At 69.0% G+C, this 24,417-nt stretch carries 32 protein-coding genes; 27 read left to right on the top strand and 5 right to left on the bottom strand.

The features are described 5' to 3' along the window. The first annotated feature begins 8 nt into the window (after window positions 1–8). Window positions 9–209 (top strand): hypothetical protein, encoded by a 201-nt coding sequence (locus B9W62_RS14000; RefSeq protein ID WP_256976334.1) that lies wholly within the window; start codon window positions 9–11, stop codon window positions 207–209. Then, window positions 206–847 carry a hypothetical protein gene (locus tag B9W62_RS13995; RefSeq protein WP_087807502.1) on the top strand — a complete coding sequence of 214 codons (642 nt, stop codon included), beginning with the start codon at window positions 206–208 and terminating at the stop codon, window positions 845–847. The genes B9W62_RS14000 and B9W62_RS13995 overlap by 4 nt, the downstream gene beginning before the upstream one ends. Before the next feature lie 240 nt (window positions 848–1,087). Here B9W62_RS13995 and B9W62_RS13990 read toward each other — a convergent pair whose 3' ends face one another. From B9W62_RS13990 to B9W62_RS13985, 3 genes are all read right to left on the bottom strand, one after another. Further along, window positions 1,088–1,429, bottom strand: coding sequence for a hypothetical protein (locus B9W62_RS13990; protein WP_143665461.1), 342 nt, complete (start codon window positions 1,427–1,429; stop codon window positions 1,088–1,090). A 17-nt stretch (window positions 1,430–1,446) separates the two neighbouring features. After that, on the bottom strand, window positions 1,447–1,782 hold the full coding sequence (locus B9W62_RS39950) for a hypothetical protein (protein ID WP_143665460.1): 336 nt from the start codon (window positions 1,780–1,782) through the stop codon (window positions 1,447–1,449). A 157-nt stretch (window positions 1,783–1,939) separates the two neighbouring features. Beyond that, window positions 1,940–3,652: a chitinase gene (locus tag B9W62_RS13985; RefSeq protein WP_087807500.1), complete on the bottom strand. Its 1,713-nt coding sequence runs from the start codon at window positions 3,650–3,652 to the stop codon at window positions 1,940–1,942. A 318-nt stretch (window positions 3,653–3,970) separates the two neighbouring features. Between B9W62_RS13985 and B9W62_RS13980 the strand changes: the two genes are divergently transcribed. The 13 genes from B9W62_RS13980 (at window position 3,971) to B9W62_RS13920 (ending at window position 13,931) form a co-directional block, all read left to right on the top strand. Next, complete coding sequence (locus B9W62_RS13980; protein ID WP_087807499.1) at window positions 3,971–4,918, top strand: hypothetical protein; 948 nt, start codon at window positions 3,971–3,973, stop codon at window positions 4,916–4,918. Between the two features lie 126 nt (window positions 4,919–5,044). Beyond that, window positions 5,045–5,752, top strand: a complete 708-nt coding sequence (cpaB, locus tag B9W62_RS13975) for a Flp pilus assembly protein CpaB (protein ID WP_087807498.1) — start codon at window positions 5,045–5,047, stop codon at window positions 5,750–5,752. 7 nt (window positions 5,753–5,759) lie between these two features. After that, window positions 5,760–7,034 (top strand): CpaE/TadZ family protein, encoded by a 1,275-nt coding sequence (locus tag B9W62_RS13970; RefSeq protein WP_087807497.1) that lies wholly within the window; start codon window positions 5,760–5,762, stop codon window positions 7,032–7,034. A gap of 134 nt (window positions 7,035–7,168) precedes the next feature. Next, window positions 7,169–7,498, top strand: coding sequence for a pilus assembly protein (locus B9W62_RS13965; RefSeq protein WP_256976766.1), 330 nt, complete (start codon window positions 7,169–7,171; stop codon window positions 7,496–7,498). Window position 7,499: 1 nt separating this feature from the next. Further along, the gene (locus tag B9W62_RS13960; protein ID WP_087807496.1) at window positions 7,500–7,862 is read left to right on the top strand and encodes a TadE/TadG family type IV pilus assembly protein; all 363 of its coding nucleotides are present in this window, start codon (window positions 7,500–7,502) and stop codon (window positions 7,860–7,862) included. 18 nt (window positions 7,863–7,880) lie between these two features. Next, complete coding sequence (locus B9W62_RS13955; protein ID WP_087807495.1) at window positions 7,881–9,218, top strand: TadA family conjugal transfer-associated ATPase; 1,338 nt, start codon at window positions 7,881–7,883, stop codon at window positions 9,216–9,218. Between the two features lie 9 nt (window positions 9,219–9,227). Next, window positions 9,228–10,178 carry a type II secretion system F family protein gene (locus B9W62_RS13950; RefSeq protein ID WP_087807494.1) on the top strand — a complete coding sequence of 317 codons (951 nt, stop codon included), beginning with the start codon at window positions 9,228–9,230 and terminating at the stop codon, window positions 10,176–10,178. 19 nt (window positions 10,179–10,197) lie between these two features. Further along, a complete protein-coding gene (locus B9W62_RS13945) occupies window positions 10,198–11,100 on the top strand; it encodes a DUF5936 domain-containing protein (protein WP_087807493.1) in 903 nt (300 codons plus the stop codon). A gap of 261 nt (window positions 11,101–11,361) precedes the next feature. Beyond that, on the top strand, window positions 11,362–11,559 hold the full coding sequence (locus B9W62_RS13940; RefSeq protein WP_087807492.1) for a Flp family type IVb pilin: 198 nt from the start codon (window positions 11,362–11,364) through the stop codon (window positions 11,557–11,559). Further along, window positions 11,556–12,158 carry a pilus assembly protein TadG-related protein gene (locus B9W62_RS13935; RefSeq protein ID WP_179236001.1) on the top strand — a complete coding sequence of 201 codons (603 nt, stop codon included), beginning with the start codon at window positions 11,556–11,558 and terminating at the stop codon, window positions 12,156–12,158. The genes B9W62_RS13940 and B9W62_RS13935 overlap by 4 nt, the downstream gene beginning before the upstream one ends. 32 nt (window positions 12,159–12,190) lie before the next feature. Next, window positions 12,191–12,769, top strand: coding sequence for a hypothetical protein (locus B9W62_RS13930; protein WP_087807491.1), 579 nt, complete (start codon window positions 12,191–12,193; stop codon window positions 12,767–12,769). Further along, window positions 12,766–13,389, top strand: coding sequence for an OmpA family protein (locus B9W62_RS13925; RefSeq protein ID WP_373433686.1), 624 nt, complete (start codon window positions 12,766–12,768; stop codon window positions 13,387–13,389). Before B9W62_RS13930 ends, B9W62_RS13925 begins: the two co-directional genes overlap by 4 nt. A gap of 17 nt (window positions 13,390–13,406) precedes the next feature. After that, window positions 13,407–13,931 carry a hypothetical protein gene (locus tag B9W62_RS13920; protein ID WP_087807489.1) on the top strand — a complete coding sequence of 175 codons (525 nt, stop codon included), beginning with the start codon at window positions 13,407–13,409 and terminating at the stop codon, window positions 13,929–13,931. 23 nt (window positions 13,932–13,954) lie between these two features. On the opposite strand, the gene B9W62_RS40715 is transcribed toward B9W62_RS13920, so the two are convergent. Continuing rightward, window positions 13,955–14,353 carry a hypothetical protein gene (locus B9W62_RS40715; protein ID WP_256976329.1) on the bottom strand — a complete coding sequence of 133 codons (399 nt, stop codon included), beginning with the start codon at window positions 14,351–14,353 and terminating at the stop codon, window positions 13,955–13,957. A 67-nt stretch (window positions 14,354–14,420) separates the two neighbouring features. Here B9W62_RS40715 and B9W62_RS40710 point away from each other — a divergent pair, with 67 nt between their 5' ends. From B9W62_RS40710 to B9W62_RS13905, 4 genes are all read left to right on the top strand, one after another. Further along, window positions 14,421–14,876, top strand: coding sequence for a hypothetical protein (locus B9W62_RS40710; RefSeq protein ID WP_256976328.1), 456 nt, complete (start codon window positions 14,421–14,423; stop codon window positions 14,874–14,876). Between the two features lie 86 nt (window positions 14,877–14,962). Beyond that, the gene (locus B9W62_RS40705) at window positions 14,963–15,382 is read left to right on the top strand and encodes a cupin domain-containing protein (protein WP_256976327.1); all 420 of its coding nucleotides are present in this window, start codon (window positions 14,963–14,965) and stop codon (window positions 15,380–15,382) included. Next, window positions 15,313–16,017 (top strand): helix-turn-helix domain-containing protein, encoded by a 705-nt coding sequence (locus tag B9W62_RS13910; protein WP_256976326.1) that lies wholly within the window; start codon window positions 15,313–15,315, stop codon window positions 16,015–16,017. The genes B9W62_RS40705 and B9W62_RS13910 overlap by 70 nt, the downstream gene beginning before the upstream one ends. 195 nt (window positions 16,018–16,212) lie before the next feature. After that, window positions 16,213–16,386, top strand: a complete 174-nt coding sequence (locus B9W62_RS13905) for a hypothetical protein (RefSeq protein ID WP_087807487.1) — start codon at window positions 16,213–16,215, stop codon at window positions 16,384–16,386. Here the strand turns inward: B9W62_RS13905 and B9W62_RS13900 are convergent. Beyond that, on the bottom strand, window positions 16,383–16,790 hold the full coding sequence (locus B9W62_RS13900; RefSeq protein WP_087807486.1) for a DUF192 domain-containing protein: 408 nt from the start codon (window positions 16,788–16,790) through the stop codon (window positions 16,383–16,385). The two genes, B9W62_RS13905 and B9W62_RS13900, sit on opposite strands and share 4 nt — an antisense overlap. Window positions 16,791–17,033: 243 nt before the next feature. Between B9W62_RS13900 and B9W62_RS13895 the strand changes: the two genes are divergently transcribed. The 8 genes from B9W62_RS13895 (at window position 17,034) to B9W62_RS13860 (ending at window position 23,815) form a co-directional block, all read left to right on the top strand. Continuing rightward, the gene (locus tag B9W62_RS13895; RefSeq protein WP_179235482.1) at window positions 17,034–17,699 is read left to right on the top strand and encodes a hypothetical protein; all 666 of its coding nucleotides are present in this window, start codon (window positions 17,034–17,036) and stop codon (window positions 17,697–17,699) included. Then, the gene (locus B9W62_RS13890; RefSeq protein WP_373433685.1) at window positions 17,687–18,733 is read left to right on the top strand and encodes a hypothetical protein; all 1,047 of its coding nucleotides are present in this window, start codon (window positions 17,687–17,689) and stop codon (window positions 18,731–18,733) included. Before B9W62_RS13895 ends, B9W62_RS13890 begins: the two co-directional genes overlap by 13 nt. 46 nt (window positions 18,734–18,779) lie before the next feature. Continuing rightward, complete coding sequence (locus B9W62_RS13885; RefSeq protein WP_087807484.1) at window positions 18,780–19,445, top strand: hypothetical protein; 666 nt, start codon at window positions 18,780–18,782, stop codon at window positions 19,443–19,445. Between the two features lie 119 nt (window positions 19,446–19,564). Next, window positions 19,565–20,044: an HIT family protein gene (locus B9W62_RS13880; protein WP_087807483.1), complete on the top strand. Its 480-nt coding sequence runs from the start codon at window positions 19,565–19,567 to the stop codon at window positions 20,042–20,044. Between the two features lie 334 nt (window positions 20,045–20,378). Continuing rightward, window positions 20,379–21,047, top strand: a complete 669-nt coding sequence (locus tag B9W62_RS13875) for a hypothetical protein (protein ID WP_087807482.1) — start codon at window positions 20,379–20,381, stop codon at window positions 21,045–21,047. Then, window positions 21,035–22,063: a hypothetical protein gene (locus tag B9W62_RS13870; protein WP_373433684.1), complete on the top strand. Its 1,029-nt coding sequence runs from the start codon at window positions 21,035–21,037 to the stop codon at window positions 22,061–22,063. Before B9W62_RS13875 ends, B9W62_RS13870 begins: the two co-directional genes overlap by 13 nt. Before the next feature lie 55 nt (window positions 22,064–22,118). After that, window positions 22,119–22,466: a hypothetical protein gene (locus B9W62_RS13865; RefSeq protein ID WP_256976325.1), complete on the top strand. Its 348-nt coding sequence runs from the start codon at window positions 22,119–22,121 to the stop codon at window positions 22,464–22,466. Next, window positions 22,463–23,815, top strand: a complete 1,353-nt coding sequence (locus tag B9W62_RS13860) for a putative T7SS-secreted protein (RefSeq protein WP_087807480.1) — start codon at window positions 22,463–22,465, stop codon at window positions 23,813–23,815. Before B9W62_RS13865 ends, B9W62_RS13860 begins: the two co-directional genes overlap by 4 nt. The last annotated feature ends 602 nt before the right edge of the window (window positions 23,816–24,417 follow it).

Here is a 24,417-nt window from a genome sequence, read left to right as displayed (position 1 = left end):
GGAACCGGATGTCCTTTCTGAAGTTCGCGGAAGCCGAGGTAAAGGACATGGCAACCAAGCTGGAGACCAGCGGAAGCCATATGAAGAGCGCGTCGAAGGAGATGAAGACTGCCGACACGAAGCAGGTCGGTCACTCGGGTCTGGAGTCCGCGTGTGACGACTTCGCGGACTCGTGGGACTACGGATTCGGGCAGCTCTCCACAAAGTGAGCCTTCGGCGCCACCTCGGCAAGCTCCTGCGCGCGACGGGAGAGGATGGCCGGCCCAGTGGGTCCGCTCACGCACCCGGCCCGTCGGGTGAGGCCGAAGCGTCCTTCACGACAGAGGTCCCGTGGCCTTCGCTGCGGAAGTTCGCTCAGTTCGCGTACATCGCCGAGCAGTACGGATACCGGTACTCCGGCCTGGATCCCGACCTGCGGGACTCCGGCACGCCGTTCTTCGTCTTCCGGCGCCTGCCGGACGCGGGCGAACGCGCCGCGCGCACGAGGGAGAGCTTTCCCGGCGCCCCCGGAAACGGCCGACTGCCGGGCATGCGCGCGTGGCCGCTGCCCGTGCTGACGCGGCCGGCGGCACGGAGCGAGGTGAAGCTGCTGCACGCCCGGATCGTCGTCGACTACTACGGTGCGCTGGGACGGCAGCGGATGCGTCCGTGGCTCATCGGCATTCCGGTGGTGTTCGTGCTCTTTCTGCTGGTGAACGGCGAACTGCACGCGACAGGGCTGCGAGTGGCGGCCGGTATGGCCGTGGCGTTGATCCTGGTGCTGACGGCTTCCAGGTTCGTCATGCGCCGTCGCCGTGCGACGTACCGGCGGCTGCTCGAGCAGTCGGGGGTCCGCCCGCCCCCGTGAGCGGGGTCGGTGCCTCGAAGACGAAGGTCCGTCCGATGTGCGCGAGGCGCTCGCTGTAGGAGTCGAGGAGGTAGACCGACGGTGTCGCGATCGTGATGTACGCGCAGTTCGGCCAGGGCCGACTCCCAGCCCTCGACGGTGGTCGGGTCCGGCACCGTCACGAACTCTTCCGGAAGCCGGTAGCGGAAGGCGTACGGCACTACTGCGCGGTCCGCCCGGTCCGGGGCGGGAGCGTCGTCATCACGCCACCCCGGGAGCCGAGGGCTGGAGCCCGTCGGTGAACGTGCCCCCCGCCGAGGACAGGGCCTGGGACGGGCCGGAGTGGTGGCCGTAGTCGTGGTCCAGCAGCGGTGGGGCGGTCCCCACCACGGGTATGTCGGCCATGTTCCAGTCCCCGTCGAGCCGGCGCCCGCCGTTCAGGTTGGAGCCGCCGGCCAGACCAACGCCCGCCTGTGTCCACCTGGCGTCCATCGTGTTGCCCCGGGCGATCATGTTCCGGCCTGCCGCGATCTGGCGCTCGCCCTGGCCGATCTGCCGGTAGCCGAGGTTGGTCTGGCGGAACCCCTTCACGGAGTTCCGCATGCCGTCGCCGATCCCCTTCAGGTTCTTCCACGGGCTCTGCTTGAAGATGTTCCGGCCGGCCTTGCCCGGTGACGCCGCAAACCCCTGGCCCATGCGCAGGGCCTCACCCGCCCGCGCATTGGCCTGGCCAGGGTCTGCCAGGTCACCCCGTCGGCGCCGCCGAGCATCGCCCCGGTGTGGGCGAGCAGCGCGCCCCCGGCGATCACGAGCCCGATCAGTCCGAGGCTGGGTACGCCGATCACCATGGCGAGGTAGGCGAGCATGTCGCCGACCGCCTTCCAGAAGTTGGGGTCCGACAGGGTCTCCCAGGCGTCGGACCAGAACTCCTTGAACCCGTTGGAAGAACCGAGCAATCGGACGACAGGAAGCTACCCAGGACGGAGGTGATTTCGTCATCCGGTGCGGGGTTCTGGTAGCGCCCGGCGGAGGGAGGGCTCGCGAGCGGGGACGGCCGCACACAGGCATCCCCCGCCCGGACCTTCGCGGGCGGGGGAGCCGGTCGGCCGTGGGTTACGGCAGCGCGTGCACGTGCGCGCCCACCGCGCTCGACCAGCCGTTGCCCGCCGTCGCGTCCCAGTTGGTGGACCAGGTCATCGCGCCCCGGAGGTCGGGGTACGTCCTCGACGGCTTGAAGGAGCCGCAGTTGGTCGCCTTGGTGAGGCAGTCCAGGGCGGCGTTGACCACCGACGGGGCGACGTAGCCGCCGCCCGCCGCGCGGCTGGAGGCGGGCAGGCCGAGGCCCACCTGGGACGGTGCGAGGCCGCCCTCCAGCTGGATGCAGGCCAGCGCGGTGAGGAAGTCGACCGTGCCCTGGGCGTAGACCTTGCCGTCGCAGCCCAGCATCGTGCCGCTGTTGTAGTACTGCATGTTGACGACGGTGAGGATGTCCTTCACGTTCAGCGCCGTCTGGAAGTAGCCGCCCTGCGTCGACTGCATGTCGATCGTCTGCGGGGCCATGGTGAGGATCATGTCCGGGCCGGCCTTCGCGGACAGGGCGCGCAGGGCCTGGGTCATGTAGGTCGGGTTGATCCCGTTCTCCAGGTCGATGTCGACGCCGTCGAAGCCGTACTCCTGCATCACCGAGTACACGGAGTTCGCGAAGTTCGTCGCGGAGGCGGAGCTGTTCACCGAGACGGTGCCCTTCTCGCCGCCCACCGAGATGATGACCTTCTTGCCCGCGGCCTGCTTGGCCCGCACGTCCGCCTTGAACTGGTCGACGGTGTAGCCGCCCAGCCCGGCCGAGTCCAGGTTGAAGGTCACGGCGCCCGGCGTCGTCGTCGCGTCGGCGAAGGCCACCGCGATGATGTCGTACGCGGACGGCACGTCGGAGATCTTCTGGACCGTCGCGCCGTTGTTGAAGTTCTGCCAGTAGCCGGTCACCGCGTGCTTGGGCAGGTGGCCCTGGTTGCCGCCGTCGTCCGGGGCCGTGGTGCGGGCCGTGACCGCCGCCGACTTCACCGACTCACCGGCCGTGTTTGTCGCCGTGACCTGGAAGGAGTACGACGTCGAGGCCGCCAGCCCGGTCACCGTCGCCGACGTGCCGGTCACCGCGGTCACCTTCGTGCCGTCGCGGTAGATGGAGTAACCGGTGGCGCCGGACGCCGCGTTCCAGCGGAGGGAGGCCGAGTTCGGGGTCGTGCCGGAGACGCTCAGGCCGGCCGGGGCCGGGGGGACCGTGGGGTCGGGGTCCCCGTCGCCGCCACCGCCGTCGGGGCCGAAGACGGACAGGTCGTCGGCGTAGTACGCCGACTGCCCGTACCAGCCGTGCGTGTACACCGTGACGGAGGTCGTCGAGGAGCCGGTGGTGAAGGTCGTCCTGAGCTGCTTCCAGGAGGCCGCGTCCGGGGTCCAGGTCGACACGTCCGTGGTGCCCGTGCCCGTCACGCCCAGGTAGGTGTAGCCGCCCTGCACCCACGCGCTCAACGTGTACGTCGAGTTGGGCTGCACCGCGACGCTCTGCGCACAGCGCGCGTTGTCCTGCCCCGCCGGGGTGGCCTTCAGCGCGGCGGAACCCGCGTGCGCGGGGGAGGCGACGGTGGTGCCGCTGTTCGCCGAGCAGGTCCAGTTGCTCAGCCCGGACTCGAAACCGGCGTTCTTGGCGTTGTTGACGTCGGCGGCCGAGGCGGGGCCGACGGCCGTGAACGCGAGAGCCAGGGCGGCGGTGACGGCGCCCGTCAAGGATCCGAGACGTCTTCCGCGGCTGCGTCTGCGTACGGGGTCCACTGCTGCCTCCGGGGGTGGGGTGGGGCGGAATGGGGGACGGCGGCCACCGCTGACGTACAAGGTGGTCCAGACCAATTGAAGGTGTCAAGAGGTAGGTACGGACCAAGTTGACGGGCCGGGCCGCACCCTCCGGGACGCGGCGGCCCGGCCTCGAAAATGCTCAACCTGCCCTGATTTGGCGCGTCTTGTGCAACACAAGTTGTTCCACAGGCTGGAGAAACGCTGTTCTCCGGTCACAGACGCGTGGATACAGTGCTCAGGTAGTCACGCAGTGAAGTCATCCGGGTGTGCCGGAGTAACACCGGCGGACCGACGGGCATGGGAGACGGGGAGCCGCGCGTGCCAACTGCCATTGCCGTGACCAGTGCCGACATGGCACTGCCGCCGCAGGACGAACGGACGCTGCCCGCGGCCGTACTCCAGGACGCCGACCGGCGCCCGCTCGAACAGGTGCTGGCCGAGCTGCAGACGCTGGTCGACCAGCACGGGCACGTGATCGTGGTGTGCTCCCAGGCCGTCCCGGCGGGCGTGGAACGACGCCTGCACACCGTCCGCGCCCTGCTGGAGACCGACCGCATCGCCCTGTTCCGGCCGCCCCTGCCCCCGCTGGGCATCGCCGTACTCGCCCGCCAGCTGCGCCAGCTGGCCTCCTGCGACCTCGGTCCCGGCGTCCTCGCCTCCGCCGGCCGGCTGCTCACCCACTACCTCCACGCCGGCGCCCTGCTCGGCTCCGTCGCCCGGCTCGACCGCGTTCCCGTGGACCTTAAGGCGCACGCCAGGTCCTGGGTGCCCGGCAGCCAGTTCGGCGTCGTCGCCCACCCCGTGCCCCAACTGGTGAAGGTAGGCCCCGAAGCCGCCCTGGCCGGACCCGAGTTCGGCACCTCGCTGCTGGTGGCCAAGGGGCAGCTCGCGCCCGACTGGGTCACCGGCACCCTCGCCCCGTCCTGGCGCGTGCAGGGCTTGCGCGAGGCGGCGCTGCCCGCGGAGTCCGCGGACTGGTGGGGGACGGCGCGGCTGACCGAGTTCTGCGCGTACCTCCCCGACCTCTCGGTCCTCTACCAACTCGTCACGTCCGTACGGCGAAGCGCCTGCCACTGGTGCGGCATCGACGTCATCGGCGACCGCTGCGTGTTCTGCTCCGCGACACCACCGGACCACGACGAGGGCGCCGGGGACGGGAGGGGCGGCGCCCGGGACCGCGCGCTGGGCCACCGCCGCGACCCCGCCCTGGGCCGCCGCCGTGAGAGACGGGCCCTGACTGGGTAGGCCCGTAGCGCCCCGTCCGCCCGTCCCGCCCCGTCCGCCCCGCCCCGTCCGTACGCCGTCCGCCATCCGCCATCCGCCATCCGCCGTCCGCCGGACATCCGACCCCCCAATGAGGTTGCACGGCCCATGAACTCCCGTCAGCGCCGCGGCATCATCCTGCTCGTCCTCTCGGTCCTCTGCGCCCTCGGCGCCTTCGCCGGCGTGCTCTCCGTCGTCAACGACGTGAAGTCCAAGGTCGGCCCCGAGGTGAGCGCGTACCGGCTGAGGTCCGACATCGAGCCCTACACGGAGCTGGGCGCGGGGCAGTTCGAGAAGATCGAGATGCCCGAGCGCTGGCTGTCCGAGAACGCCGTCACCGACCTCTCCCAGGTCCGCGGGAAGATAGCCGTGACCAGGCTGAAGGCCGGCTCGCTGCTCCAGACCGACATGATCGTCGACACGCCCGCCCTGCGGCCGGGACAGCAGGAGGTCGCCATCATGATCGACGCGGCGACCGGCGTGGCCGGGAAGATCACCCCGGGCTCCGCCGTCAACGTGTACGCCACCTTCGAGGGCCCGCGCGAGGGCGACCCCGACCAGTCGAAGATCATCGTGACCAACGCCAGGGTCATCGACGTCGGCGAACTCACCTCGCTGGAGCCCGACGAGGACAGCCGCGACCGCGAACCCACCGACGCCGTGCCCATCACCTTCGCCCTGTCCACCATCGACGCCCAGCGCATCACCTACGCCGAGTCGTTCGCCCGGCGTGTCCGGCTCGCGCTGGTGGCCCCCGGCGGCGACACCACGGTCCCCGACAAGGACCGGACGTACGAACTCGCGAAGGACAAGTGAGAGCCGCATGGCCACGAGGATCCTCCCGGCAGTCGGCGACCCGGACGCCGTACGGTCCCTCACGTCGCTGCTCAGCCAGCTCCCGGACGCCGAACCGGTCGCGCCGGTCGCCGACTCCACCCAGCTCGTCGACACCCTCGCCCGGCTCGCCGCCGAGTCGGTCGACGAACTGCCCGAGGTCGTGATCGTCCACGAGCGCATCGGACCGGTCCCGGCCCTGGAGCTGATCCGCGAGGTCGCCCTCCGCTTCCCGGCCGTCGGCGTCATCCTCGTCACCTCGGACCCCGGTCCCGGCCTCTTCCAGGCCGCCATGGACCACGGCGCCCGCGGCCTGGTCGCCCTCCCGCTCGGCTACGAGGAACTGGTCAGCCGCGTCCAGGCGGTGGCCCAGTGGTCGGTGGGCGTACGCCGGCACCTCGGCGGCGCCGTCGACGTGTTCACCGGAGCGGGCGGCACCGTGGTCACCGTCAGCGGCGCCAAGGGCGGCGTGGGCGCCACCCTGACCGCCGTCCAACTCGCCCTGGCCGCCCAGGCGTCCGGCCGGTCCACCGCTCTGCTCGACATGGACCTCCAGACCGGCGACGTCGCCTCCTACCTGGACGTCCAGTTCCGCCGCTCCGTGGCCGACCTGGCCGCCATCACCGACCTCTCCCCGCGCGTCCTGGCCGACGCCGTCTTCCGCCACGACAGCGGGCTGGCCCTGCTGCTCGCCCCCGGCGAGGGCGAACGCGGCGAGGAGGTCACCGACCGCGCCGCCCGGCAGATCGTCGCCGCCCTGCGCTCCCGGTACGAGGTGGTCGTCATCGACTGCGGCGCCCAGCTCGGCGGGGCGGGGGCGGCCGCCGTGGAGAGCGCCGACACGGCGCTGCTGGTCACCACCCCGGACGTGGTCGCCGTACGGGGCGCCAAGCGGGCGGTGCGGATGTGGGAGCGGTTGCAGATCCGCAAGGCGCAGGAGACGACCGTGGTCGTCAACCGGCTCACCCGGGGCACGGAGATCCAGCCCCCGCTGATCCAGCGGATCACCGGCACGGCGATCGCCGCCACCACGGTCCCGGCGAACTTCAAGGAACTCCAGGGCGCCGTGGACGCGGGTCGCGTCCACGAACTGGACGGCAGGAGCACCGTGAAGCAGGCCCTGTGGACCCTCGCCGGCGAACTGGGCCTGGCCGGCCCGCCCGACGGGGGCCGGAAGGGCCACGGCCGCGTCCGCGGGGACCGGGGAGGCCGGGGAGACCGGGGCGCGGCCGGCTTCCGGCGCCGGAAGGACGGTGCGGGGTGAGCGGCCTGTGCGCGGTGAGCGGGTTGAGCGGCCGGGACCGTGCCCGGGGCCGCGACCGTGCCCGGGGCCGCGACCGTGCCCGGGGCCGGGACCGTGTCCGGGACGGCGGTCAGGTCACCATCGAGTTCCTCGGCATGACGCCGGTGATCATCGCGACGCTGGTGGTGCTGTGGCAGCTCGTGCTCGTGGGATACACGTACACGCTCGCGGGGAATGCTGCGGACGAGGCGGTACGGGCGGCGACGGCGGCCGAGCGCGGCGCGCGGGAGGGCGCCTGCCGACAGGCGGGCCTGGACAAGCTTCCGGGCTCGTGGGAGGGAGGTGCCGAGGTGAACTGCGGTACCGCGGGCGGATACGTCACCGCCGACGTGCGCATCGAGGTCCCCCTCCTCTTCCCGGGCACCCTCAGCGTCCCCTTCACCGTGCACGGACACGCGGGGGCCGTGGAAGAGGAGGACGACTGAGATGCCGTACTCCCCGAGGGGGCGCGCCAGGGACCGGGGCCAGGTGGCCGTCGAGTACCTCGGCTTCCTCCCGATCCTGGTCCTCGTCGGCATGGCGGTCGTACAGCTCGGCCTGATCGCGTACACCGCCCAGCAGGCCGGTACGGCGGCCCGCGCGGGGGCGCGCAGCGCCTCGCTCCAGGAGAGCGCGCAGGCGGCGTGCGCGGCGGCCGTCAGCAGCTGGCTGGCGGACGGCACCGCCTGTCCGGAGTCGTACGGCGGGGACGAGGTGACGGTCACCGCCACCGTCGAGATCCCGTCGATCGTGCCCGGGTGGGACTTCGACCCGGCCCGCAAGACCGCCACCATGCCGCTGGACCACTGACCGAGGAGCCGAGGACGCATGAGCCTGCGCGCACGCATCCACTCCCCCGAGGAGCACGGCAGCCGGGGCGAGGACGGACACCTGGTCGCCTCCTACCGGGCCAAACTCCTGGAGGAGATCGACCTCGCCGAGATGAGCGCGCTCGCGACGGCCGAGCGCCGGGCCCGCCTGGAGCGGGTCCTCGGGCACATCATCAGCCGCGAGGGCCCGGTCCTGTCGACGGTCGAACGCTCCCAGCTGATCCGCCGGGTCGTGGACGAGGCCCTCGGCCTGGGCATCCTCGAACCCCTCCTCGAAGACGCGTCGATCACGGAGATCATGGTCAACGGCCCCGACGCGATCTTCGTCGAACGGGCCGGCCGCGTCGAGCAGCTCCCGCTCCGCTTCGCCTCCCACGACCAGCTGATGCAGACCATCGAGCGCATCGTCTCGACGGTCAACCGCCGCGTGGACGAGTCGAACCCGATGGTCGACGCCCGCCTGCCCTCCGGCGAGCGCGTGAACGTCATCATCCCCCCGCTCTCCCTCACCGGCGCGACCCTCACCATCCGCCGCTTCCCGCGCTCCTTCACCCTCCAGGAGCTGATCGGCCTCGGCTCGCTCGACGAGAACATGCTCTACCTGCTGGCCGGTCTCGTGCAGGCCCGCTTCAACATCATCGTCTCGGGCGCGACGGGCACCGGGAAGACCACCCTCCTCAACGCCCTCTCCGGGCTCATCCCCGAGTCCGACCGCATCATCACCATCGAGGACTCGGCCGAACTCCAGCTCCAGCAGGCGCACGTCATCCGCCTGGAGTCCCGCCCGCCGAACGTCGAGGGCCAGGGCCGCATCACCATCCGCGACCTGGTCCGCAACTCGCTGCGCATGCGCCCCGACCGCATCGTCGTCGGCGAGGTGCGCGGCGGCGAGTCCCTCGACATGCTCCAGGCCATGTCCACCGGCCACGACGGCTCGCTGGCCACCGTCCACGCCAACAGCGCCGAGGACGCCCTGATGCGGCTCCAGACCCTGGCCTCGATGTCGGACGTGGAGATCCCCTTCGTCGCCCTGCACGACCAGATCAACAGCTCCGTCGACGTCCTGATCCAGCTCACCCGCTTCGCCGACGGCGCCCGCCGCATCACCGAGATCGCCCTGCTGGCCAGCCACGGCGGCGAGCCGTACCGCCTGGCCACGGTCGCCCGCTTCAACGCCCGCCCGATGGCCGCCGACGGCCGCGTCGTCGGCGCGTACGAGTACCACCCGCTCCCGCACCGCACCGCCGAGCGCCTCTACATGGCGGGCCAGCCCATCCCGCAGGCCTTCGGCGTGGCCCACACCCCGGACCAGCTCACCACCCGAGAAGCCAGGTAGGACCGCCCGATGGAACCGGAACTCGACACGCTCGTCACGCTCACCACCGGTGTCACGCTGCTGACCTGCGTCCTGGCGGTCGTCGGCCTGCACTCGTACGCCGCCGGGAAGGCCCAGCGCGCGGCCCTGGTCGACCGCCTCACCGCGGCCGGCCAGACCTCGGCGCCGGGACGACGGCGCCGCTTCCCGGGCCTGGACCGCCGCCTGCGCCGCACCAAGCTCGGCCGGAACCTGGAGCGGCGCCTGTCGGCCACCGGCCTGGACGTGACCCCGGGCGAGTTCTTCGCGTACATGCTGGCGGCGGTCGCGGGCCTGTGGCTGATCGGCCAGGCCGCCCTGGCCCCCTTCTTCGGCCCGCTGGCGGGCCTCCTCGGCATCGGCGCAGCGATCCAGTTCCTCAACTGGCAACGCCAGAAACGCATCGAGAAGTTCATCAACCAGCTCCCCGAACTCGCCCGCATCCTCGCCAACGCCACCCAGGCCGGACTCGCCCTGCGGACCGCCATCGGCATGGCCGCGGAGGAACTGGAGGCCCCGGCCGGCGAGGAACTCGGCAAGGTGGCCGACCAACTCGCCATCGGCGCCTCGATGGACGACGCCCTCGGCGAACTCGCCGACCGCCTCCCCTCCCGCGAACTGGTGGTCCTCGTCACCACCCTCGTGCTGTCCAACCGGGCGGGCGGCCAGGTGGTCGGCGCGCTGCGCAATCTGACGGAGACCCTGGAGGAACGCAAGGAGACCCGGCGCGAGGTCCGCACCCAGCTCTCCCAGGTCACGATGACGTCGTACGCCGTCCCCGTCCTGGGCATCGGCTCGTTGCTCCTGATGAACGGGGTGAAGGACGGCGCCCTGGAACGCATGACCGGCTCCCCGGCCGGCCAGGCCGCGGTGATCACCGCCTTCGCGCTCTACGCCGTCGGGTTCGTCCTCATCCGCCGCCTGTCCCGCATCGACGTCTGAGAGGAGGGGAGACAAGGACATGGGTCCGCAACTGCCCGGCATACTCCTCGCCCTCCTCATGGCCCTGGCCGTCTGGGGCGTCTTCGCCGGCATCCGCATGTACCGCGCGGAGGCGAAACTCCCCGACGACCTCGCCCTCGCCCTGGAGGTCGGCGCCACCCGCACCGGCGCGGCGCACTCCCTCATCGACCGCATGGGCATGCGCTACGCCCCCGCCGTACTGCGCCTCATGGGCCCGGCGCTGGTCGCCAGGTACCGCCGCAGGATCGACCTGGCCGGCAACCCCGGCGGCCTCACCATCGACCGCTACGCCGCCCGCCGCGCGGTCTACGGCGCCCTGGGCGCCCTGGGCTTCCTGGTCTTCCTCCTGCGCGGCCAGTACCTGGTGGCCCTCCTCCTGCTGGCCTTCGGCGCGTTCTGGACGGAGGTGGGCATCTGGTCGGCGATCCGCATCCGCAAGGACGTCATCGAGCGCACGCTCCCCGACTTCCTGGACGTCCTCGCCGTCGTGGTCAGCGCGGGCCTGGGCTTCCGCCAGGCCCTGGACCGGGTGTCCACGCGCTACGAGGGCCCCTGGGCCGACGAACTGCGCATCACGCTCCGCCAGATGGACCTCGGCATGAGCCGCCGGGAGGCCTTCACGGAGCTGCGCCGGCGCAACGACTCCGAGCAGGTGGCGATGTTCGTGACGGCCCTCCAGCAGGGCGAGGAACTGGGCGCCCCCATCGTCGACACCCTGGTCTCCCTGGCCAAGGACATGCGCCGCACCGACGCCCAGAACGCCCGCCGCAAGGCCGCCCGCGCGGTCCCCAAGGCCACGCTGATGATCACGACCTTCATGGTCCCGGCCACGATGATCCTCCTCGGCGCGGGTCTGATCCTGGGCTCGGGGACGGACTTCGGCACGATCACGGGCGAGTAGGGAGTGCGACTGCACATGAACAGGAGACGACAACTACCGGCACCCAAGGACTCGTTGGCTTCAATTCGCCGCAATACCTTTCGCATTTGCAATCCACTGTGGGACAGTCGTCACCTGGTACTCCCGACAGGTCGAGGTCCCAACCGAGCGCAAGGGAGGTGGAGATCGTGGACGCCGTGAAGACCGGCACGACCAGCCCGCAGATCACCACCGCCCACCGGCACGAGGAACACGGCTTCGCCCAACCTGGAGGGGAACACCATGACCAACTGGCTGCACACCGTCGCCGCCTACCTGCACACCCACACCACCACCCGCAACGACAAGGGCCAGACGGCGGTGGAGTACCTGGGCATCATCGCGGTGGTGGTGGCCATCGTGCTGGCGATCACGGGGACGGACATCGGCGAGACGATCTACAACGCGATCACGGACAAGATCGACGAGGTCATCGACTGACGTGGCATCGCGGTCAAGGGGATCTGGGGCAGGCCTTCCCGATCTACGTCACCGTGGTCGCAGGCCTGCTCTTCCTCGCGCTCGCATATCTCGCGGTCGGTCAAGCGGCGACCAACCGCAACGGCGCGCAGACGGCAGCAGATGCCGCCGCGCTCGCCGCAGCGCAGGAAACCCGCGATCAACTTGCGGGGGAGTGGGTGGACAACATTGCGGACCCCTCCTCCTGGGAGCGCATCTTCGACGGCTTGGGGGCGGGTCCGGGCGACTCGTGCCGGCGTGCTGCTCAGCTCGCCTCCCGAAACGACGCCCAGGTCGATGTTTGTGAACCGGACGGGCCGCTCGGGTTCAGGGTCGAGGTGACCGCGGAAGATTCTGTCGGGGAGTCGATCGTTCCCGGCACAGAGAACAAGCACGCGCATGCGTCTGCCACAGCCGTGATCGAACCCAACTGTGAATTCGAGCTGCCCGACGTGGAGGAGAAGGACGATGTGCTTCTCACGATCACCTGCAACGACCAGGACTGGGAACTGGATCCCGAGGACCTCCCCGAGCTGCCGCAGCCCCAGGACCTGTTCGACGTTCATCTGGCCGACAGCTAATCGGGACGACGAGTGATGGAGGGAGCCGAGCCATGGGCATCCGGTTCGCTGTGAAGATCCGCAAAGGAGCGACCGCGCTGACTGTCGCGGCCGGCCTGGCTCTCTGCATGGTCGGCTGTAGTAGCGGGGGTGGTGACGACAACAAGGCCGAGACGTCGGCATCCGCCACCGCAGAGAAGCAGTCGGACCCCTCGGCTCAGGAAGGCACCGACTCTCCGCTGGCCGAACTCAAAGGTCAGGACGGTCTACTGCTCACTATCGACTCCGCGGAACGTGACGCAGGGGGGTTCGTGACGGTGAGCGGCGAGATCAAGAACGACGGTGCTGAGGCGGCTCGCGTCCCGATTCAGACCAGGGGTGACGAGACGGAGATCATGCGCCACGGTGGCTCACTCGGCGGCGCCACACTCGTGGACCCTGCGAAGAAGAAGCGCTACTACGTCTTGCGGGACACAGACGGCCGCCCTTTGACGACGACGGACATGCCTCGGATCAAACCAGGAGCGTCCATCCCCGTCTTCATGCAGTTTCCGGCGCCCCCTACCGATACTGGCAAGGTCACCTTTCAACTCCCCACCTTTGCCTCCGCACTCATTGAGATCTCCGGATGAGGCACATGACGAAGCACAGCCGCGTCACGGTGCTCCTCGCGACGTCCGTCCTGACGGCCGCAAGCTTTGGCACGGGCCATTCCTACGCAGCCGACGACCCCCCTGGCACGGAACCCTCCGCCTCCGCCCCCGTCGACGTGGACCCCAACGACCCCGACCTGAAGCTCCCGGACGGGGCCACGCTCGCCCAGGCGAAGGTGCTGGACATCAAGTCGGTCGTCGAAGAGCAGAGCGGCGACGAGCGCCGCGAGGACACCAACACCAGCGTGACGCTCGCCCTCCAGGCCGAGGTGCTGTTCGGCAAGGACAGCTCGAAGCTCGGCGCCGAGGCCAAGTCCCGCATCAGGGGCATCGCCGACGAGATCAGAACCCAGAACGCCACACGCGTCCGCGTCTTCGGCTTCACCGACGACCTCGGCTCCTCCGCCCACGGCGACGTACTCTCCAAGCGGCGCGCCAACGCCGTACACGACGTCCTGTCCCAGTCCCTCAACGACGCCGGCATCACCTACGAGGTCCGCGGCTACGGCGAGCAGTACCCGATCGCCGACAACGCGACGGAGGCCGGCCGCAAGAAGAACCGCAGGGTCGAGGTCTCCTTCCCCCGCACCGAGCCCTGACGCGAACGAGGAAGCACATGCGCCGCTCACGCTCCGCTCGCACACTCCTCACGGCCCTCGCGGCGCTGACCGCCCTGTCGACGACCGCGTGCGGCAACACCCAGGAACCGAAGGACGACGAGCCGCCCCGCACTCCCCGGGACCGCCCCACGACGTCCCGCTCCGCACCCGAGCCCCCCTCCTCGTCACCGGCGGACGGCACCGACGTCGGCGCCTGCACCGACGGCAACTGCGAGATCACGGTGACCGAGCCCGTGACCATCCGCTTCCCGGCCCCGGGCGACGCCGGCCGGGCAACGTTGTCGGTGACGAAGGTCGGCCCGAACGAGATCGAGTACGAGGTGAAGTCCGGCAACAACCGCTCCTCCGGCGGCGCCCGCGGCCCCGGCCAAGGCTGCCTCACGTACCTCCGCGACCACGGCAGCGGCAACTCCTGCGGCACCCTCGACCCCACCCGCCCGAGCCCGCAGCCCGGCGCCGTGGTGATCCAGGCGGCGACGGGCACGGACGGCACGGCACTCCTGCACATCGTCTCGCCCTGACGGGGGAAACCCCCTCACGTACGTCACGCCGTGGAGACATCGATCCGCAGGCTCTCCCGCGCGGTCGCGAACAGACGGCTCTGCTCGGCGAGGCGCCGCGCGGTCGCCTCGGTGTCGACCAGCAACTGGTACACGTAGCCGGCCCGCCCGGCGACGAACACCTCCAGACGCTTGCGGGGTTCGCTCTGCTGCGCCCAGTGATAGTCGATCTCCAGCCAGAGCGCGTCCCGCCCGTTCTGGCGCGTCCGGTGCGTGGTGACCTCGATGCCGGCCATCGACGACGCGGCGGTGTCGCGGTACCAGGCCAACTGCCCCGCCGAGGCGGCCTGCGGGGTCGACCCGTACGACCTGTCCCGCTTGACGCTCAGGTCGTACGCGCCGTCCGGTGAACGCCAGGTGCTGTGCAGCTCACTGGCGGGCACCTCGTCCCATCCGTCGGGCCTGCCGAAGCAGACGGTCAGAGGGACTGCTTCGACCCGCCGCCAGGACTTGGGCAGAGACGACGAACAGGACGAGGCGGGAGCCGAAGCCCGCTCCGACCCAGAAGCGGAAGCAGAACCGGACGCCGCACCCGAAGCCGAAACCGACCGGGATGCCGATACCGACACCGACGGCGACGGCGACGGCGATGCGGCGGTGCCCCCATCCGAGGACGACGACGCCCCGGCCCCCGCGACACTCCGGCCGAGCGGCGAAGAGTTTCCCACGAGGGGTATCCCGAAGACTGCCAGGAGCAACCCCGCCACAGCGGTGATCGCCGAGACCACGGCCGCCACCTCCCCCATCCGCCTCCCTGGCGAGGCGCCGCCACCGGAACTGCTCAACTGCCTACCACGCCTCTCTGTCACCGAACCGGGCTCACCACTGTCCGACACCCGCGCCCCCTCGTCCTCGCCCGAGCGCGCAGAGTCCTTTGACGATGGGCGCAAACCCCACCCGAACTGACCGGTCGAGAGCTCCCGCGTCCCAGGACCGCGGCGCAGAATGTCGGCAGAGTCGGCACGGGCGCGACGGCTGCGGGGGTGGAGGGCATGGGACGGGGGACAGCGGTGGGGAAGACCGGGGCGGGAGCGTCGGTGCACCTCTCCACGGACAGCGTCAGCGGCCCCGAGGGGTTCGGCTGGTGGGGGGACATGGTCAGCAGGGCGGTGATGCCGGTGTCGCTGGCGAGCGCGCACGCCGACCACTTCGAAGGCGAGGTCGCCCTGCTGGAACTCGTGGACACCGAGTTCTCGGCCTTCTCGTTCTCGCCGATGTCGGCGCGCCGGACACCGGACCACATCCGCTCGTCCGACCCGGAGAACTACTACCTCTTCCTCGTCCACGGCAGCCCATCGGTCTGGAGCAGCGCCGCAACAACGCTCTGCTGCGCGCCGGGGACGTGGCTCTGTTCGACACATCACAGCCCCTGGCCTGCGAGTTCCAGGACCAGGGCCGGCACTCGCGGGTGAGTGTGCTGCGGCTGCCCCGAGCGGCCGTGCCGCTGCCCTGGGACAAGACGGACCACCTGGTGGCCACGCCGCTGCCCACCCGTACCGGTTCCGGCGCCCTGCTCACCTCCTACCTGGCAGGACTGCGCGAGAACGCCGAGCACTGCGGGCCGACGGAGCTGCGCCGCCTGGGCACCATGGCCCTCGAACTCGCGGTCACCTTCCTCGGCGCCCGCCTCGACAGTGCTCCGACGCTCCCGATCGAAAGCCGTCGGCGGGTGCTCCTCGCCCGCATCCACGCCTTCATCGACCACAACCTGCACGAGCCGGACCTGGGCCCGGCGACGATAGCGGCACACCACCACATATCGGTACGCCTCCTGCACGCCCTCTTCGAGGAGGAGCCGGAAACCGTCAGCGCCACGATCCGCCACCGCCGACTCGAACGCAGCCGGACCGACCTCGTCGACCCGCGCCTACGCCACCGCACCATCGGCGAGATCGCCGACCGCTGGGGTTTCCGCCACCCCGCCGCCTTCAGCCGCACCTTCCGCGAGGCGTACGGCATCTCGCCGACCGAAGCGCGGACTGCACCCCACGCCGAACAACCCTGCACTCCCCGCCGAGGACCGGGACACCGATCCCCGGCACAGTGAAGCGGCGCAACGGCACCGAGCGGGGGAGAGGTCCGGGAAATGAGACCGAACGACACGGGGGAGCCGGAGAGCAGACGCCCCTGGGAACGGACGCCGGGCCGAGGCGGACCACCGGCGGCGGGCCCCGGGGGCCCGGCCGGCCCCGGCGACCCGCACCCGCCGCACGGCGACAGCTCATGGCACAGGACGCGCAGCGTGCCGTCCATCGTGGTCGTCGCCCTCATCGTCATCTGGACGGTCCTCGCCGTGCAGTGGAAGGAAAAGGACTGCGCCTTGGTGCCGACCTCGTACATGCTCGTGATCACGCACGGCACCCCGAGCGTCTTCGAGGGATGCGGCGACCACGCCGTCGACGTCACGGACGACTAGTCCTGCCGACCGGCACCGCCGGCCGACTCGGCCGAGCCCTCGACGACCTCCACCCGTGCTCCCACCCGGAGGCCCCACTCACCCATGGCTCCGGCCTCCGCCTCCAGCACGTGCCGCGCCCGCAACCGGGGCAGCCCCATCCTGCCCGGCCGCATCGTGCGCACGGCGATGACGTTGAGCCGCCGGTCGAGGTAGGCGACGTCGATGGCCATCCGCATCCGGAACGTGTGCACACCGCTGGCGGGGGTCAGCAACATCACCCCGTCGACCGAGTCGCGCCCCAACAGCCCCTTGGTCCGCGCACGGTAGGAACTCGCGACCTCCAGTGGAACACGAACGCCCTCGCCGTCCGCCCCCACCACGGCCAGAACCCCCACCCCGTCCCGCCACCGCCGCCGTCCCATGCAGGTGCCCTCCCTACGCCCCGTCGCCCCCGCCGAAGGTATCCGCACCGGAGCTGGTGACCACCGGCTTCCTTTGCTGCTTCCGGTGCGTTACGGAACTGTTATGGCCCAAGAAGCCACCAGTGCAAGGGGCTTGAACTCCCGGGCGGCCGGGGGGAGACAGGTGTCACCCTGGTGCAGCCCGTCCCCGGTGGATAGCGTTGCTTCGCTGAAGAGAAGCCTCGTCCCACCCAGGAGCCGACAGTGAATCGCCGCCGCCCCACCCTCCTCGCAGCGCTCACGCTGACCGCCACAGCGGCCTTGACGCTGTCCGCGTGCGGCAGCGACGACAGTTCCGGCAAGGGGGAGGGTGAGGACAAGATCGCGGGTGCGGACACAAGCAGTGAGCCGTCGGCGTCACCGACCGCGTCCGAGTCGACGGAGCCCGACCGGCCGGAGATCGAACTGCCGGATGATCTTTCCTACACCTTCGACTGGCCCAAGACTGGGGACAAGGAAAAGGACGCCGTCCTCGCCGACGGGGAGCAGTCCATCAAGGCCGTGGACCTCGCGATCGTCAATCAGGACCCACTGGACAAGGCCTACCTCTACTACTACGAGGGCGAAGCTGCGGCCGGTACGCAGGAGTTCATCCAGGCATACGTGAAAGAGAACGCGCGGGTGACTGGTGCGTACCGCTTCTACGACGCTGTGGTCAACGTGCGCGGAAAAGACAGTGCCTCGCTCGTGTATTGCGAAGATCAGGGCAAGGCCTACGACATGTACCTGAAGCCGAAGAAGGTCAACAAAACACCGGTAACCAAGAATAGTTACGTGCTGTACAACACGCAGTTGACTAAGAATGACAAGGGCGTCTGGGTTGTACAGAAGATGTTGTCCCAAAGGGGGAGCGACAAGTGCCAGCCCTGACTCCCGTCGCGCGTGCTCTAGTTGTGCAAGTCGTGACCGCTGCTGTCTTCGTAGGCGCGACAGCCGCAGCCGTTGCCGACAACAAGATCGGGGGCGGTGCTCAGTCGCCCAGCACGGACGCGCACGGTGAGTCCGACGGAAGCGGTACGGTCTCGGCGACCGCCGGCGCGGTCGTCTTCAACCGTTCCAAGAACGGCTCGGGGGCGTCCGTGGGCCCGGTGGCCGCTGCGACCAACTGGACGCCTCCCGCTTGCTACTACGCGCCGAAGTACTCCCCGGAGCAGCTCCAGAAGGTGAAGGAACCGGTCTGGGAAGCCGAGTCGACGGGTTACGAGTGGGATGCGGAGCAGCGCGACAGGTACGTGAACGGGAAGCCGTACAAGGACTTCAACAAGGAGAAGTCCGGCGAGGGCTACTGGTGGGACTCCTACGTCACACAGGGCCGGGAGGGTGATCCGGGGGCGCTCGACTGCAAGGAGGAGACCTTCTGGGTGGACACCGGCGACGACCCGCCCGCGGACATCCCGCAGGCGATCACGCCTGAGGTCCTCGCCCAGCTCGCCTACGCGGAGATCCGCGTCCCCACCACGGAGGTGGAGCTGAGGCCCGCTGGGGCGACGAAGGTGAACCTCCCGACTTGGGCCTGGCTCGACGCAACGGACTTCAAACCCGTGTCGGTGACGGCTTCCGTGCCTCTGCTGGAAGTCAACGCGACGACCACGGCAACGCCAGTGTCGGTGAAGATCGATCCCGGTACAGCGGACGCTGAGACATACCCTGCATCCGGGGTGTGCGAGATCGCGAACGGTCGCATCGGTGAGCCCTACGCCAACGGGAAGGCGGATGAAACGCCGCCCTGCGGGGTCAAGTACCTGCGTTCGTCGGGCGAGGGGTCGTACCCGCTGAAGGCCACGGTCACCTGGAAGATCCATTGGACCGGTACCGGCGTGGCCGAAGAACAACCGCTGCCCGACGGCGACTTCGGCGGAGAGCAGGACGTCGTCGTCCAGGAGATCCAGGCCGTCAACCGCTGACGCGGGTGACGCTGGAAAGAAGCCTCGTCCCACGCAGGAGCCGACAGTGAATCGCCGTTGCCCCACCCTCCTTGCAGCGCTCACGCTGACCGCCACAGTGGCCTTGACGCTGTCCGCGTGCGGCAGCGACGAGAAATCCGGCAAGGGGAAGGACAAGATCGCGAACGCAGACACGGGTGACAAGCCGTCCGCCTCGCCGACACCGCCCTCCTCGTCCACTGCGGCAGCGGACCGCCCCAAGGTGGAGCTTCCGTCGGACTTGAAGCTGACCTTCGAGGGCGCTGAGACCGGAGACTCGGCTGAGGACGCCGTTCTCGCCGACAACGCGGAGCGGATGCGGGCGGTCGACGCCGCTATCGCCGGCACGGACCCTGAGGGCAAGGCGCTCCGCTTCTACAACACGGGCAAGGCCCTGGAGGCAGCGGTGTCGTGGGTCGGGCAGTTCGAAAAGGCCAATGCCACGGTGACCGGTCAGGTCCGCTACTTCGATCGCGAGGTGGAACTCAGGGACAAGACCTCAGCCGTCCTCACGTTCTGCGCGGACGAGAGCAAGGGCTTCAGCAAGGACAAGAAGACCGGCAAGGTCGCGAAGACGCCGGTCACGAAGAACAGCTACGTCCAGTACAACACCAGGCTCGACAGGAATGCCGACGGCGTCTGGCGGACGTCGCAGATCCTCTCTACGAGGGGGGCGGCCCAGTGTCAGCCATAGTGTGAGTGTCCGACCGCTGGAGGCGCGGTGGCCGAGCCCGTCCGTGTGCACAGACTGACCGACCAGGAATGATGGGGATCGAAGAGCGGTCTTTGATCACCAGAATGTAGGTTTTGGCCATGGCTGGTGACTGGCGGATGGACCGGATCGGGACTGCGCTGAGGGGCGAGAACCCGACCGTCCTGCGACGGCTGAGGTCGGGGTTCGCGGTGATCGGGGACGTTCAGTTCCTGCCCGGCTACTCGGTTCTGCTGGTGGACGAACCGGATGTGCAGCGGCTGTCGGATCTGCCGAGGGCGAAGCGACTGTCGTTCCTGTCCGACATGGACCGGCTCGGCGAAGCGGTCGAGCGTGCTTGCCGGCGGTTGGACCCGGCTTTTCGCCGGGTCAATCTGGAGATCCTGGGGAACACGGACCCGTTCTTGCACGCGCATGTCTGGCCGCGGTTCGAGTGGGAGCCAGCCGATGTGGTGGGCAAGCCAGTGTGGCTCTATCCGCGTGAACGGTGGAGTGACGAGCAGTTCAAGCTCGGCCCGCAGCACGACGCGCTGCGGGATGCGATCAGCGGCGAACTGAGCCAACTTCCGTCGATGACCTGAGTGTTGCGGGCCCGCAGATCGGTGACGGCCAGCCGAAGCTCACTGGAGGTGTCTGAGCGGGCGGGCGGCTTCCTGAGGGGAGGGGGCGAGCAGGGCGACGATCGTGTGGCGCTGGTCGCAGTGAGGACAGTTCCGGACTGCCGTCGGTGCCAGAGGGTCGGTGGCGCGTCGGGCGGTGGCGGACTCCCTGCTTCCCATCGCCTGGATGCGGGTGGAGGGGCGAGTCCAGCGGCTTGTCCACGTGTTGCCACGAAGGTTCGCTCTGGTGTCCTCCAGCCCCGGTGGATAGCGTGGCTTTGCTGAGCAGAAGCCTCGTCCCACCCAGGAGTCGACAGTGAATTGCCGCCGCCCCACCCTCCTCGCAGCGCTCACGCTGACCGCCACAGCGGCCTTGACGCTGTCCGCGTGCGGCAGCGACGACGACAGCCCGGCCAAGGGAGAGGACAAGATCGCGGGAGCGGACACGGGGGACAAGGCATCCGTCTCACCGAGTCCGAGCCCGAGCCAGACGTCCGCGGGAAGTCGACCGGAGATCACCTTCCCCTCCGATGTGAAGAATGTCTTCGAGGGCGGCGGCACCGGAGACGCCAAGAAGGATGCTGTGCTCAAGGACAGTTCGCTGGCGGTGAACGCGGTCGACGAAGCCATCTTCAAGGGCAGTACCGGTACGAAGGCGCTCGGCTACTACAACACGGAGAAGGCCCTGAGTTCGTCGATTACGTACGTGCAGGGCTACATCGACGACAACGACACCTGGATCGGTGTGACCCGGTATTTCAACCGCAAGGTCACCTTCTCAGGCGAGGACCAAGCTTACGTAACCTACTGCTCGGACGAGAGCAAGTCGTACATCAAGAACAAGGAGACCGGCAAGGTCGACAGGTCGGCGGCGACGGCTGACAGCTACGTGCTCTACAACACCAAGCTCGCCAAGAACGCCGTCGGTGTCTGGCAGACCACCGATATCGCTTCCAACCGGGGGGACAAGGCGTGTCAGCCGTAAGAACGTTGGGCAGGACGTTGACCGTCCTGGCTCTTGTCTGTGTTCCTGTACTAGTCACGCCCTCGGCATTTGCAGAGCGTGGAAAACATGGGAGTAATGGTCAGACGGAGCAGCGTGCCGACACCGGTGATGACGGGACCGTTTCGGTCACCGTGGGTGGTGTCGTCTTTGACCGTTCGAAGAACGGCAGGGGTGATTCGGTTGGGCCGGTGAAGTCTTCGACTTCGTGGAGTCCGCCGGCGTGTTGGTATGCCCCGAAGTTCAACCCTCAGGAGCTTCAGGACTACCTGGAGCCGATCTGGGAGGCGGAGTCCACGGGGTATGAGTGGGATGCCAAGCAGCGGGAGAAGTACAACGCGAAGGATGAGAAGAAGGGCTTCAACAAGGACAAGACCGGCAAGGGGTATTGGTGGGGCTCGTATGTGAACAAGAGCTTCCCGCCGGGCTGGGACAAGTGCGACACGGATTACTTCTGGGTGGACATCGGTGACCCGCCACCCGCGGACAAGGAGAACGCCGTCACCCCGAAGGTCCTCGCCGAGCTCGCCTACGCCGAGATCCGCGTCCCCGGTACCGAGGTGACGCTGGCGCCCGCCGAGGCGACCAAGGTGAACCTTCCGACGTGGGCGTGGCTGGACGGGGCCGAGTTCAAGCCGGTGTCGGTCACCGCGTCCGTGGAGGCGATCCCCATCACCGCGACGGCCACGGCGGAGCCGGTGTCGCTGCGGATCGAACCGGGCACCCCGGATGCCGAGACCTACCCCGCGTCGGGTGTCTGTGAGATCAAGGACGGCCGTATCGGCGCTCCGTACGAGAAGGGGAAGGCGGACGACACGCCGGCGTGCGGGGTGAAGTACCTGCGCTCCTCGGGTGAGGGGACTTTCCCGCTTCAGGCAACCGTCACGTGGGAGATCCACTGGACGGGCAGTGGCGGCGCGAGCGGCGACCTTCCCGACGGTACGTTCGGCGCCACCCAGGACGTCGTCGTCCAGGAGATCCAGGCCGTCAACCGCTGAGCGGTCCCGCCAGTCCTCAGGGCGGCGGCAGCCCCCGGGGCGTCACGAAAACCGGATGGCGTCGTTCCTCTCATCGGTGCGGTGGACCGGTGAGAGGGGACGGGCGGTGGCGGAGCGGCTTGCCGTGGACGGGGACGAGCTCGGGCGGTTCATGAAATCGCTGAAGAAGTCGTCGACTTCGCTCAGGGGAGTGCGGAAGGCGCTGTCGGACGCGACGATCGTCGGGCTGGGCACGGATGAGCTCGACTCCGCGTGCGAGGCCTTCCAGGAGGACTGGAAGTACGGCTCCGAGGAGATCGGCAAACAGACCGAGGACCTTGCCGACATCATCGGCAAGAGCAAGGACAGTTACCTCGAGGTCGACAAGGCGCTCGAGGCGGCGGTGCGGGAGTCGCGCAAGTGACCGTCACGGCCGGCCATGACCCGTACGGTGCCGCTCTCGACCCGCAGTCGCGGGCGGACCTGGGCAAGCCGCAGGGGCTCAAGTCCGCGCCGCCCATCCCGAACCCCGCGTATCCGCACCTCGGCTTCAATCCCGTGCCCGGGGACACGGAGACCGTGCGGGGGCTGGAGAAGAAGCTCAGCGGATGCGCGAAGGTGCTCCAGGAGGCGTACGACCTCGTCACCAAGCTCCTTGACGGCAGTTACTGGAAGGGTGACGCCGCCGTCGCCTTTCGCGAGCAGCTGGACGGCGGGCCCCTGCCGCTGAACCTGAAGAACGCCGCGCACTCGATCCGCAAGGCGGCCAGGCAGCTGGACCGCTGGGAGGGCGAGCTCGACGACTTCCAGCGGCGGGCGAGGAAGCTGGAGGACGACGCGAAGGATGCCCGGGCCGCGGTCGACCGTGCACAGGGGCGGGCGGACTCGGCAGGCCACGACCCCGACCTGAAGAAGGAGGGGGCCGACGGCGACGCCGCGCTGAAGGCACTCACGCGGGCGAACGGTGACCTCGAGGATGCCCGGGCCGAGCTGAAGAAGATCATCGGCAAGGCGGAGAGGCTGGCCGAGGAGCACGAGGAGAAGGCCGGGTACCGGGCGCGGAAGATCCGCGACGCCACGAAGAAGCTGGTACCGCACGAGCCGGGCTGGTTCGACGAGGTGCTCGACTGGCTGGGCGACAACCTCCCGGACATCCTCAGCTTCGTGGCGGGGGTGATCGGGGTTGTGGCGCTTCTTTTCGCCGGGCCTCTGGGGCTGGCGACGGTAGCGGCGTTGCTGCTGACGGCTTCCGGGTTGAGTGCTACGGCTCTTGGTCTGCGGCTCGGGGACGCCGAGGTGCGAGCGTCTCTGATGGACGGCATCACCAAGGGCGAACTCGACGCGGACTTCTGGAGTAACGCGGTCTCGGTGGGGGCCGATTTCATGGGAGTTCTGCCTGGGCTGGGTGCTGTATCCAAGGGCGGTATCGAAGCGGCAGATGCTATTCAAACGACTGCCGGGTCGATGGGCGTGTGGCAGAAGCTTGCCACCTACGGGTCGAAGTCGCTGGATGAAGCTGGGCAAATTGCTGGACTGGAGAATCGACTGATTGCGCGAGCGGTGCGCGGGTTCAGCGATCCGGAAAAGGCGGCTAAGGCCGTATCTGCGACATCCGGCATCGCTGGGATCGGCACCGGCGGGTTCGGCTTGTACGGCAAGGCTGTCAACGCAGACGACGACGGCATCAAGGACGGTGCCGTAGCCGGAATTGGCGGATCCCGTCTCATTCTCGACAACGGCGGGATTATTGGCCTAGTTCGTCACGTATTCTAAGCTCGTTCGGGAGTGTCATGCTGCAGTCTGTAGATAGTTCGACTGCCTGGAGTCTTCGTTCAACGCGATGGTCGTGGGCATTGCACATGACTATGAACGTCGTTGGACTGATCTGCTGGATCGTTGGCTGGATCGCGTTGCTGCAGGTGTCGCTCTGGACTCCCAACTGGGTCGCATGGATTTTCATGCCGTACTTTATCTACGGCCCGTATCGGGTGCTGACCCAGTTCAAGTACTTCCCATCGGCATTCTTGATACGGCGCATCCTGCGCGCATACCCATGGGAGATTGTGCGAGATGCTCCGCGAGGGTTGACCAGGCGCCCAGAAGTGATGAGTAAGCAATATGGATGGTTCGAGTTCCTCAATCCGGCTCGCCCTGAACAGCGACTACCGCTCGTTTTTCCCAGTCACCTGCGGCGACGATGGTGGTCCCGTCGGATGGCGCCTCGCGCCAAAGCTTGCTTGAGGGCGGAGATCGAGACCATCTGGTTTGCCGGTGATCCTCGGTTCATCGGAGTTGTCGCCGCGCCACCTCGCTGGGGAGCAGGCCCCCGTCGACTCCATGTCGTCGAGCAGCGGACCGACGCACGGAGTGGTCAG

It is taken from the genome of Streptomyces sp. CS113 (assembly GCF_002188365.1).
GTDB classification, from domain to species: domain Bacteria; phylum Actinomycetota; class Actinomycetes; order Streptomycetales; family Streptomycetaceae; genus Streptomyces; species Streptomyces tendae.
Note: the sequence above shows the minus strand (reverse complement) of the source record. Positions and strands in the feature narration are given on the sequence as shown.

What these genes read in the sequence shown, in the direction of transcription:
- B9W62_RS13865 (WP_256976325.1), top strand. Translation starts at nt 22,119, where the DNA reads ATGGCGTCGTTCCTCTCATCGGTGCGGTGGACCGGTGAGAGGGGACGG.
- B9W62_RS13880 (WP_087807483.1), top strand. Translation starts at nt 19,565, where the DNA reads ATGGCTGGTGACTGGCGGATGGACCGGATCGGGACTGCGCTGAGGGGC.
- B9W62_RS13920 (WP_087807489.1), top strand. Translation starts at nt 13,407, where the DNA reads ATGCGCCGCTCACGCTCCGCTCGCACACTCCTCACGGCCCTCGCGGCG.
- B9W62_RS13930 (WP_087807491.1), top strand. Translation starts at nt 12,191, where the DNA reads ATGGGCATCCGGTTCGCTGTGAAGATCCGCAAAGGAGCGACCGCGCTG.
- cpaB (WP_087807498.1), top strand. Translation starts at nt 5,045, where the DNA reads ATGAACTCCCGTCAGCGCCGCGGCATCATCCTGCTCGTCCTCTCGGTC.
- B9W62_RS13940 (WP_087807492.1), top strand. Translation starts at nt 11,362, where the DNA reads ATGACCAACTGGCTGCACACCGTCGCCGCCTACCTGCACACCCACACC.
- B9W62_RS13950 (WP_087807494.1), top strand. Translation starts at nt 9,228, where the DNA reads ATGGAACCGGAACTCGACACGCTCGTCACGCTCACCACCGGTGTCACG.
- B9W62_RS40705 (WP_256976327.1), top strand. Translation starts at nt 14,963, where the DNA reads ATGGGACGGGGGACAGCGGTGGGGAAGACCGGGGCGGGAGCGTCGGTG.
- B9W62_RS13955 (WP_087807495.1), top strand. Translation starts at nt 7,881, where the DNA reads ATGAGCCTGCGCGCACGCATCCACTCCCCCGAGGAGCACGGCAGCCGG.
- B9W62_RS13980 (WP_087807499.1), top strand. Translation starts at nt 3,971, where the DNA reads ATGGGAGACGGGGAGCCGCGCGTGCCAACTGCCATTGCCGTGACCAGT.
- B9W62_RS13945 (WP_087807493.1), top strand. Translation starts at nt 10,198, where the DNA reads ATGGGTCCGCAACTGCCCGGCATACTCCTCGCCCTCCTCATGGCCCTG.
- B9W62_RS13990 (WP_143665461.1), bottom strand. Translation starts at nt 1,429, where the DNA reads ATGCGGAACTCCGTGAAGGGGTTCCGCCAGACCAACCTCGGCTACCGG.
- B9W62_RS13965 (WP_256976766.1), top strand. Translation starts at nt 7,169, where the DNA reads ATGACGCCGGTGATCATCGCGACGCTGGTGGTGCTGTGGCAGCTCGTG.
- B9W62_RS13900 (WP_087807486.1), bottom strand. Translation starts at nt 16,790, where the DNA reads ATGGGACGGCGGCGGTGGCGGGACGGGGTGGGGGTTCTGGCCGTGGTG.
- B9W62_RS13925 (WP_373433686.1), top strand. Translation starts at nt 12,766, where the DNA reads ATGAGGCACATGACGAAGCACAGCCGCGTCACGGTGCTCCTCGCGACG.
- B9W62_RS13970 (WP_087807497.1), top strand. Translation starts at nt 5,760, where the DNA reads ATGGCCACGAGGATCCTCCCGGCAGTCGGCGACCCGGACGCCGTACGG.
- B9W62_RS13960 (WP_087807496.1), top strand. Translation starts at nt 7,500, where the DNA reads ATGCCGTACTCCCCGAGGGGGCGCGCCAGGGACCGGGGCCAGGTGGCC.
- B9W62_RS14000 (WP_256976334.1), top strand. Translation starts at nt 9, where the DNA reads ATGTCCTTTCTGAAGTTCGCGGAAGCCGAGGTAAAGGACATGGCAACC.